Below are 8,646 nucleotides of genomic sequence, written 5' to 3' on the forward strand. Positions count from 1 at the left end.
CCACTGGATGCCCAGGCGTGCCTCCAGGCCTCCCTGCCTGGATGCCCTGCGGACCCTCGACCTCGGGCCCCTGTCACCCGCCGCCTGGATGCACACCGTTGGCGCGGTGCGTGTGAACGGGGGCGTGTGCACACCGGGAGGAAGCGGCCGGCATGAGGCAGAACGTCGACAGACCGCTGGCCCCCTTTCGCCTCGCGGGAGCCCGACGCCGTCACGGCCCCTGGGCCCTGCTGCTCCTGCTGTTGGGCTTCACCGGCCTCCTCGCTTCGGCGGATCCCGCTTCGGGGTCTTCCGTCATCGCGCGGTGCGAGCTGGAGGGCGTGCTGGACGCGGGGTCGGGGGCGTACCTGGCGGACTGCGTGAAGCGCGCGGAGGGCCAGGGGGCGCAGGCGCTGCTCGTGCGGCTGGACACCCCGGGCGGCTCGCTGGAGGCCACGCGCACCACCGTGCGGGCCTTCCTGGGCTCGCGCGTGCCGGTGCTCGTGTGGGTGGGGCCTTCGGGTGCGCATGCGGGCAGCGCGGGCGTCTTCATCGCGCTCGCGTCGAACGTGTCCGCGATGGCGCCCGGGACGAACATCGGGGCCGCGCACCCCGTGGGCCCCAGGGGCGAGGACGTCGAACAGGAGGGCGGCGAACAGCTCGCCCGGAAGATCGAGAACGACACCGCCGCCTTCGCGGAGGGCATCGCCCGGCAGCGGGGCCGCAATCCGGAGTGGGCCGCGTCCGCCGTGCGCGACAGCGCCAGCGTCCCCGCCGACCGCGCCGTGGCGCTGCGCGTGGTGGAGTTCGTCGCGCCCACGGAGGCCGACTTCCTCTCCGCCGTCGACGGCCGCCGCGTGGAGGTCGCGGGTGGGGGCACGGTGACGCTCGCCACGCGCGAGGCCCGCATCGTGTCGCTGGAGCCGGGGCTGTCCCAGCGGGTGGTGCATGCGCTCGCGCAGCCGTCCATCGTGTACCTGCTGTTCCTCGTCGCGGCGCTGGGGCTGGTGGTGGAGCTGTCCCATCCGGGCGCGGTGGCGCCGGGCCTCATCGGGCTGGTGGCGCTGGTGCTCGCGCTGGTGGCGTCCGCCACGTTGCCGGTGCGCTCCGGCGCGCTGGTGCTGATGCTCGTGGGCGTGGGGCTCATCATCGCGGAGCTCTTCATCACCAGTGGCGTGCTGGGCGCTTCGGGCGTGGGCCTGTTGATCTTGGGCGGCGTGTTCCTGGTGGACCGCTTCGAACCGGGCTGGTTCGTGGAGCCCACCTTCCGGCTGTCGTGGGGCGTGATGCTGCCCACCGCCGTCGTGCTCGCGGGGGCGGCGGCCTTCGTCGCGTACCGCAGCGCGCAGACGCGGCGGTTGCCGCAGCGGGGCGGGGACGCGGGGCTCATCGGGGAGTCGGGCACGGCGCTCGGCCCCGTCACGCCCTCCGGCGGTGAGGTGTTCGTCCACGGCGAGCGCTGGCGCGCCATCTCCTTCACCCCCATCCACGAGGGCGCCCGCGTGGTGGTGCGCGCCGTGGAAGGACTCACCCTCACCGTCGCGGAGGCGATGCCATGAACGAACTGTTCGGCGCCCTGGGCTATCTCATCCCCCTGGCCCTGTTGTTCCTCCTCTTCGCCTCTGGCGTGCGCATCGTCACCGAGTACCAGAACGGCGTCGTGTTCCGGCTGGGCCGCTTCGTGGGCCTCAAGCGCGCGGGCTTCCGCTGGCTCATCCCGTTCATTGAACGCATGGTCATCATCGACCTGCGCACCGTGGCGCGCGACGTGCCCCCGCAGGACGTCATCACCAAGGACAACGTGAGCGTGAAGGTCAACGCCGTCGTCTACTTCCGCGTCATCCAGGCGGACAAGGCCGTGCTCCAGGTGGAGGACTACCTCTACGCCACCAGCCAGATTGCCCAGACGACCCTGCGCGCCATCCTGGGCCAGGTGGAGCTGGACGAGCTCTTGTCCCAGCGCGAGCGCATCAACCACGAGCTTCAACAGGTCCTGGACGCGCGCACGGACCCGTGGGGCGTGAAGGTGTCCAACGTGGAGGTGAAGCACATCGACCTGCCGGTGGAGATGCAGCGGGCCATCGCGCGACAGGCGGAGGCGGAGCGTGAGCGCCGCGCGAAGATCATCGCCGCGGAGGGCGAACACCAGGCCGCGGAGAAGCTGGCCCAGGCCGCCGACGTGCTCAGCCGCAACCCGTCCACCCTCCAGCTCCGCTACCTCCAGACGCTGGTGGAGATCACCGGCGGCGGCAACCACACCATCCTGCCCATCCCGTTGGACCTCATCCGCGCGTTCGGCGCGGTGGCCGCGCAGCCGCCGCGTCCGGAGCCCTCACGGCGCGACAGCGGCGAGGAGGACGAGGACGCCCTGCCCGGCGCGGGCCTGTCCTGAGGCCCCCGAAACGACGAAGGTCCACCCGCGCGGCTGCACGGGTGGACCTCTTCACGTCGAACAGACGTCCGCGGATTACAGCTGGCCGCTGTCCGCGATGACCACGGGCTGGCGCGTCGCGCCGGACTGCGAGCCCACGGCCTCAATCTTCTTCACCACGTCCATGCCGTCGACGACCTTGCCGAAGACGACGTGCTTGCCGTCGAGCCACGGCGTGGGGACCGTCGTGAGGAAGAACTGCGAGCCGTTGGTGTTGCGGCCGGCGTTCGCCATGGACAGGAAGCCCGGGCCCGTGTGCTTGTGCTTGAAGTTCTCGTCCTCGAACTTCTCACCGTAGATGGACTCGCCACCCGTGCCGTTGCCCGCGGTGAAGTCGCCGCCCTGGCACATGAACTGGGTGATGACGCGGTGGAAGGCAGAGCCCTTGTAGTGCAGCGGCTTGCCGCTGCGGCCCACGCCCTTCTCGCCCGTGCACAGGGCGCGGAAGTTCTCGGCGGTCCTGGGAACGTCGTCGGAGAACAGCTCCATCACGATACGGCCGGCGGGCGCTCCACCGATCGTCATGTCGAAGAAGACCTGGGTATTTGCCATGTTCACGTGCTCCACGGTGCGGGTTGGGCCAGAGGCTTGGAATCCAGCGCGATACGGGGCGCTCGTGCCGGGACGTACCAGACACGAGCGTCGCGAAGGCAGGAGCTAGCACCGTCGCGTGCGCTGCGGAACAAATCCCGTCACCTTCCCGCCACCCCTCGCGGGCGCCAGGGACGCACCCCGGCCCCCCAGGCATGAGGCCGACCCCGGCCCTCAGCCCCCCGCGGCCCCCGGTGGCGGCCCGTCGCGGAAGAGCTCCTCCCACTCCAGCGTGATGGCGCGGCGGCTCAGGCGCAGCGACGCGAGCGCGAACACCGCCGTGGTCCCCAGGAACACCACGCCCAGCGAGAAGGCCACCACCGGCAACGCCTCTGGCACCGGCACGCTGCGGCGCAGCAGGTACAGCAGCGACGTCGCCACGAAGGACAGGAGCCCCGCGTAGGTGAAGCCAATGGCCCGCGCGAGGATGGCGTGGCGGCGGTCCATGATGGCCACCTCCTCGCGCAGGAGCGCCCGCCGCGCATGACCCTCCGGCAGCGTGCGCCATTCGCGGACCATGTCCCGCATGCGCGCGGTGATGCGCGAAATCTGGTTGTCCAACCCCGTCGCCAGGATGCCGCACCCCGACACCATCACCGCCGGCGTCACCGCCGTGCCGATGAGCTGGATGGAGGAGAAGTCCAGGCCGTCCGTGACGCCGTTCATGCCCCCCCTTCTGTCCCACCGCCCGCCCGGCCGCCACCCTGCCCCATCGTGACACCACGACCGCCAAATCATCACTGATGACTTGACACCACCACTGTCGAAACCTACTGTCAGGGGTGTGAGCACGCCCAGGACACAGACCGAATGGAAGCTGACGGCGCTGGCGGAGGCGGTGGGGGTTTCGCCGCGCACCGTCCGCTACTACGTCCAGCGGGGCCTCCTGCCCGCGCCGCCCTTCAAGGGGCCGGACACGGTGTACGGCGAGGAGCACCTGGTGCGGCTCAAGGCCATCCGGGTGCTCCAGGCGCGCTTCCTGCCGCTGGACGCCATCCAGGCGGAGCTGCTGCGGCTGTCGCCGGAGGAGCTTCGCCGGCTGGCGGAGGCACCGGTGCCGCCGACGCCAGAGGCGCCCCCGCGGCCGCTGGCGAAAAATCCGGGGAAAGACCCGACGGTGGAGGTGGCGCGTTACCAGCGCTGGCTCCTGGCGCCGGGGTTGGAGTTGCACGTGTCGGAGCAGGCTGAGGCGAAGGTCCGGGCGCTGGCCGAGCGGGTGCGCGCCCTCATCGAAGAATCCGAAGAAGGGAAGCAGTCATGAACGAGCAGGCAAGGTGTGGGCTGTTCACGCGCGACGGGGCCCAGGTTCCCCTGCAAGGGGTGGAAGTCTCCGGCGAGCTGCTCGGGGGGCACGCGCGGGTGCGCGTGACGCAGCGCTACCGCAACGACGAGAAGAAGCCGGTGGAGGCCGTCTACACCTTCCCGCTGCCCTCGGACGCGACGCTCAGCGCCTTCTCCATGACGTGCGCGGGCCGCCGCGTGGCGGGGGTGGTGAAGGAGCGCGAGGAGGCCTTCCGCACCTACGACACCGCCATCACCGAAGGCCATGGCGCGGCGCTGCTGGACCAGGAGCGGCCCAACGTCTTCACCGCGCAGGTGGGCAACCTGCTGCCGGGAGAGGAGACGCTGGTGGAGGTGGAGTTCCTCCAGGCCCTCACCGCCGAAGAGGGCAGCGTGCGCTGGATGCTGCCCACGCTGGTGGCGCCCCGGTACATGCCCGGCGCGGCGCAGGGGGACCGCACGGCGCACGGCAGCGCGGCCCCGACGACGCGGGTGCCGGACGCGGACCGCATCTCCCCGCCCATCGGGACCCCGGACTACGGGCTGCGGATGGACCTGCTCATCGACGTGGGCCACGCGGTGGTGGTGGAGAGCCCGTCGCACGCGCTGGACATCACGCGGGAAGGCACCCGCCTGCGCGTGGGCCTGAAGCCGGACCGCGCGCACGAGGGCCGCCCCCAGGTGGCGCTGGACCGGGACGTGGTGCTCAACCTGCGCAACGCCAACCCGGACGTCATGCTCACCCCGGTCGTCACGCACCGGAAGGCGGAGGGGCCGGGCACGTTCGCGCTTACCGTGGTGCCGGACCTGCTGAACCTGGCGGCGGCGCCGCCCCGGCAGGAGGTGGTGTTCGTGGTGGACACCTCCGGTTCCATGGACGGGGAGAGCCTGCCCCAGGCCCAGGCCGCGCTCCGGCTGTGCCTGCGCCACCTGCGCGAGGGTGACCGCTTCAACGTCATCGCCTTCGAGAACAGCTTCCGGACCTTCACCCCCGCGCCGGTGACGTTCACCCAGCGCACGCTGGAGCAGGCGGACGCGTGGGTCGCCGGGCTGCGCGCCAGTGGCGGCACGGAGCTGCTGACGCCGCTCGTCGCCGCGATGAAGGCCGCGCCGGACGGCGTGGTGGTGCTGCTGACGGACGGTCAGGTGGGCAACGAGGCGGAGATCCTGGAGGCGGTGCTCGCCGCGCGCGGGACGGGTCGGGTGTTCTCGTTCGGCATCGGAACGAACGTGAGCGACGTGCTGCTGCGCGACCTGGCGCGGCGCACGGACGGCGCGGTGGAGTTCATCCATCCGGGAGAGCGCATCGACGACAAGGTGGTGGCGCAGTTCTCCAAGGCGCTCGCCCCGCGCGTCACCGACCTGGAGGTGCGCTTCGACGGCGTGGAGGCCAGTGAGCTGGGCCCGGCCACCCTGCCGCCGCTGGTGGACGGCACGCCCTGGACGCTCTTCGGGCGCTATGCGCAAGCGGGCACCGGCAGCGTGACGCTGAAGGGCCGCTCGGGCCGGGAGCCCTTCTCCCTCACGGTGCGGCTGGAGCTGCCCGCCCTGTCGGACCGGCCGGTGGTGGAGAAGTTGTGGGCCGCCGAGCGCATCCGGGGCTGGCTGGACGCGGGGCTCGTGGGCCGGCGCGCGGAGGCGATGAAGGACCGCATCGTGCAGCTGGCCCTCACGCACCAGCTCGCCACGCGCTACACGTCCTTCGTGGTCGTGGAGGAGCGCCAGGGTGAGCGCCGCGCGTCGGGCACGCCGGAGACGCGCGTCGTCCCGGTGAACGCCCCCGCGGGCTGGAACATGTTCAACCAGGGCCAGTTGGAGGGCGGCCTCGCTCCGGCGGAGGAGGCTTATGACGACGCGGAGCCCGTCACGGGCTCGGGCATCATCCCGAAGCCGCAGCCTCCTGGAGGCATGGCGCGTCCGACCCGCAACCGCGCGCCGGCCCCCGCATCGGCGGTGTCCCGCGGGGGCGCCATGCCCCCCCCGCCTCCGAGCATGCCCGCGCCCTCGGCCATGCCCCTCCAGGCCGAGGCCCGGGATGGGTTCGCGTTCGGCGCCATGCCGCCGGCCCCGAAGGAACAGGAGGCCGCGAAGAGGAAGGGCGGCCTGCTGGGCCGGATGATCTCCGCCGCGATGCCGCAGAAGTTGGCGGCCTCGCCAGCGGACAAGTCCCGGCGTGAACAGCATGAGCCGAAGAAGGACAAGGCGGAGGCCCCGCCCGAGGCCCTCTACGAGGAAGCCGAGCAGGCCCCGGTGCTGTCCGTGGCCGAGTCGGTGGACGGACTCGCGGCCGAGGACGTGACCAGCGTGCTGGGCCGACAGCTCGCGAACGGCCTGTGGGCCGGCGCGGGCGAGGGTCCGGAAGCCGTGCGCCAGGCCCGCGCCACCGCGCGCGTGCTGCTGGTGCTCCTGCGCGAGGGCATCACCAGCAGCCACCCGCTGCACGGCGCGCAGGTGAAGAAGGCGGTGGACGCGCTGCTGGCCCTGGCCTCGCAGCTCACCCAGGCGCCGGACGTGGCGGAGCTGGCGCTGGGCGTGGCGTGGCTGGTGGCGGCGGGCCCCCGCACGCGGGGCCGCATTGAACAGGCCGCGAAGCCGCTGCCGGGCCTGGACGGGCGGCTGGCGGATGCGGACGCCCTCCGTCAGCACGTGGAGACGCTCGCGACGCGGTAGGGCGCTGCACGGTGTCAACCCGGGCCCCGGCATTCCCAGACGGAATGCCGGGGTCCGCACTCCCGTCTTTCCCCGGGGGTCGACTAGGGTGGCGGCGACATGTTCCTCGCGCCCTTCGTCCTGGCCGTCCTCGTCGCCGCGCAGCCTGGGTCCCCCGGCCGCGACGACGCAGGCCCCGCCGTGCCTCCGGACTCCGCCGTGCTCCGGACCCTGCCCTCTCCGCCGCTCGTGGAGAGCCCCTCGGAGGTGTGCGCCGCGGAGTCCGACTACCTGGCCGGCTTCGACGCGCTGGTGCGGGGCGAGGACGCGCAAGCGGTGGCGTCCCTGGAGCGGGTGGTGGCGGCGTGTCCCCAGCACCCCTACGCGCCGGAGCTGATGCGGCTCGCGCGGGCGCGGAGGACGCCCGGGGGCAAGCTGGCGCAGGAGACGCTGTCGCGGCCGGTGGTGCTGATGTCGGCGGAGGACACGTCGCGCGGGGCGCGGGCCTCGCTGACCATCGTGCAGACGATGCACGGCATCACGCAGGGCATCCTGCTGTGCACCATCGCGGGCTGTGACGATTCGCGCGCGTACGTGGCGGGGGCGCTGCTGGGCGGCGGCGTAGGCGCGGCGGCGGCCCTGCTGCTCACGCCGAACGGGCTGACGCCGGGACAGGCGGCGGCCATCAACTCCGGCACGGTGTGGGGCTTCGGCTATGGCCTGGCGTCCATCAGCTCCTTCGACCTGGACGGGGACAACGCCCTGGCCTCGGTGATGGTGGGAGGCCTGGGCTTCACGGGCCTGGGCATCCTCGTCGCGGAGTTCGCGAACCCCACCGCGGGGCAGGTGTCGCTGACGAACTCCGGCGGCCTGTGGGCGGGCGTGGTCGCGGGGCTCCTGATGGCCACGCAGGACAACGATGAGACGCGGGTGTTCTTCGCCGTCGAGCAGGGCGTGGTGGGCGCGGGGCTCATCACCTTCGCGCTGCTGTCGCGCAACCTGGACGTCTCTCGGGGGCGGATGCTGCTCATCGACTCGGGCGGCATCCTGGGCGGGCTGACGGGGTTGAGCGCCCTGTTCCTGCTGCTGGGGGACGACGCGGACTCGGACGTGTACCTGGTGGGCGCCGCCGCGGGCGCGGTGGCGGGGCTGGCGGCCACCACGTTCCTCACGCGCAACTTCGACGTGCCGGACGCCCCGGCCGTGTCCATCGTTCCCACGACCATGGGCCGTCATGGCGGCCTGGGCCTCGCGATGCTCGGGCGCTTCTAGGCTGTCGTCCCGGAGCCGTCCTTCATCCTCCCCTTCCTCCTCCTCTTCCGCCGTCCCGGAGCCGTCCATGCCCGTCGAGTCCCAGGCCCTGACCCTTCTGCGCGGTGAGCGCGCGCTGCGCGTGCGGCAGGTGAAGGAGTGGGGGGAGATCCTCTCCGGCTTCGAGGGCCGCAACCGCTACGAGGTGGTGGGCGACGACGGCCACCCGCTCTTCTTCGCGGGCGAGGTGGGCGGCGGCGTGGGGCTGTTCCTCCTGCGCAGCTTCCTCAAGGCCAAGCGGCCCTTCACCATGGAGATCAAGGACGCGCGCGGGCAGACGCTGCTGCGGCTGCGCCGGCCGTGGCGCTTCTGGCTGTCACGGATGGAGGTGGAGGACGGCGAGGGCCGTCACCTGGGCGCCATCCAGCAGCGCTTCCGCTTCTTCACCCGCGCCTACGACGTGC

At 72.3% G+C, this 8,646-nt stretch carries 8 protein-coding genes; 6 read left to right on the plus strand and 2 right to left on the minus strand.

Features of this window, described 5'->3' with window-relative positions; all coding sequences use genetic code 11:
• The first annotated feature begins 152 nt into the window (after positions 1-152).
• Positions 153-1,538: an NfeD family protein gene (locus OV207_RS34680; protein WP_267559374.1), complete on the plus strand. Its 1,386-nt coding sequence runs from the start codon at positions 153-155 to the stop codon at positions 1,536-1,538.
• Positions 1,535-2,371, plus strand: coding sequence for a slipin family protein (locus OV207_RS34685; RefSeq protein WP_267559375.1), 837 nt, complete (start codon positions 1,535-1,537; stop codon positions 2,369-2,371). Before OV207_RS34680 ends, OV207_RS34685 begins: the two co-directional genes overlap by 4 nt.
• Before the next feature lie 75 nt (positions 2,372-2,446).
• On the opposite strand, the gene OV207_RS34690 is transcribed toward OV207_RS34685, so the two are convergent.
• Together OV207_RS34690 and OV207_RS34695 are read right to left on the minus strand one after the other, a co-directional pair.
• Positions 2,447-2,962, minus strand: a complete 516-nt coding sequence (locus OV207_RS34690) for a peptidylprolyl isomerase (protein WP_193346494.1) — start codon at positions 2,960-2,962, stop codon at positions 2,447-2,449.
• 213 nt (positions 2,963-3,175) lie between these two features.
• On the minus strand, positions 3,176-3,667 hold the full coding sequence (locus OV207_RS34695; protein ID WP_193346493.1) for a DUF2721 domain-containing protein: 492 nt from the start codon (positions 3,665-3,667) through the stop codon (positions 3,176-3,178).
• A 118-nt stretch (positions 3,668-3,785) separates the two neighbouring features.
• On the opposite strand from OV207_RS34695, the gene OV207_RS34700 reads away from it, so the two are divergent.
• From OV207_RS34700 to OV207_RS34715, 4 genes are all read left to right on the plus strand, one after another.
• Positions 3,786-4,262 carry a helix-turn-helix domain-containing protein gene (locus OV207_RS34700; protein WP_193346492.1) on the plus strand — a complete coding sequence of 159 codons (477 nt, stop codon included), beginning with the start codon at positions 3,786-3,788 and terminating at the stop codon, positions 4,260-4,262.
• The gene (locus tag OV207_RS34705) at positions 4,259-6,952 is read left to right on the plus strand and encodes a VIT domain-containing protein (protein ID WP_267559376.1); all 2,694 of its coding nucleotides are present in this window, start codon (positions 4,259-4,261) and stop codon (positions 6,950-6,952) included. Before OV207_RS34700 ends, OV207_RS34705 begins: the two co-directional genes overlap by 4 nt.
• Positions 6,953-7,051: 99 nt before the next feature.
• Entirely contained in the window at positions 7,052-8,203 is a 1,152-nt protein-coding gene (locus tag OV207_RS34710) for a tetratricopeptide repeat protein (protein ID WP_267559378.1), read from the plus strand.
• A gap of 67 nt (positions 8,204-8,270) precedes the next feature.
• Positions 8,271-8,646 (plus strand): phospholipid scramblase-related protein (locus OV207_RS34715; protein WP_267559379.1); only part of this gene is annotated, 376 nt, incomplete at its 3' end.

Origin of the sequence: Corallococcus sp. BB11-1 (genome assembly GCF_026626625.1) — a bacterium.
Taxonomy (GTDB): Bacteria; Myxococcota; Myxococcia; order Myxococcales; family Myxococcaceae; genus Corallococcus; species Corallococcus soli.

Bases quoted from the DNA above. Each gene is read 5' to 3' on its own strand.
- OV207_RS34680 (WP_267559374.1), top strand. From the start codon at position 153: ATGAGGCAGAACGTCGACAGACCGCTGGCCCCCTTTCGCCTCGCGGGA.
- OV207_RS34685 (WP_267559375.1), top strand. From the start codon at position 1,535: ATGAACGAACTGTTCGGCGCCCTGGGCTATCTCATCCCCCTGGCCCTG.
- OV207_RS34690 (WP_193346494.1), bottom strand. From the start codon at position 2,962: ATGGCAAATACCCAGGTCTTCTTCGACATGACGATCGGTGGAGCGCCC.
- OV207_RS34695 (WP_193346493.1), bottom strand. From the start codon at position 3,667: ATGAACGGCGTCACGGACGGCCTGGACTTCTCCTCCATCCAGCTCATC.
- OV207_RS34705 (WP_267559376.1), top strand. From the start codon at position 4,259: ATGAACGAGCAGGCAAGGTGTGGGCTGTTCACGCGCGACGGGGCCCAG.
- OV207_RS34710 (WP_267559378.1), top strand. From the start codon at position 7,052: ATGTTCCTCGCGCCCTTCGTCCTGGCCGTCCTCGTCGCCGCGCAGCCT.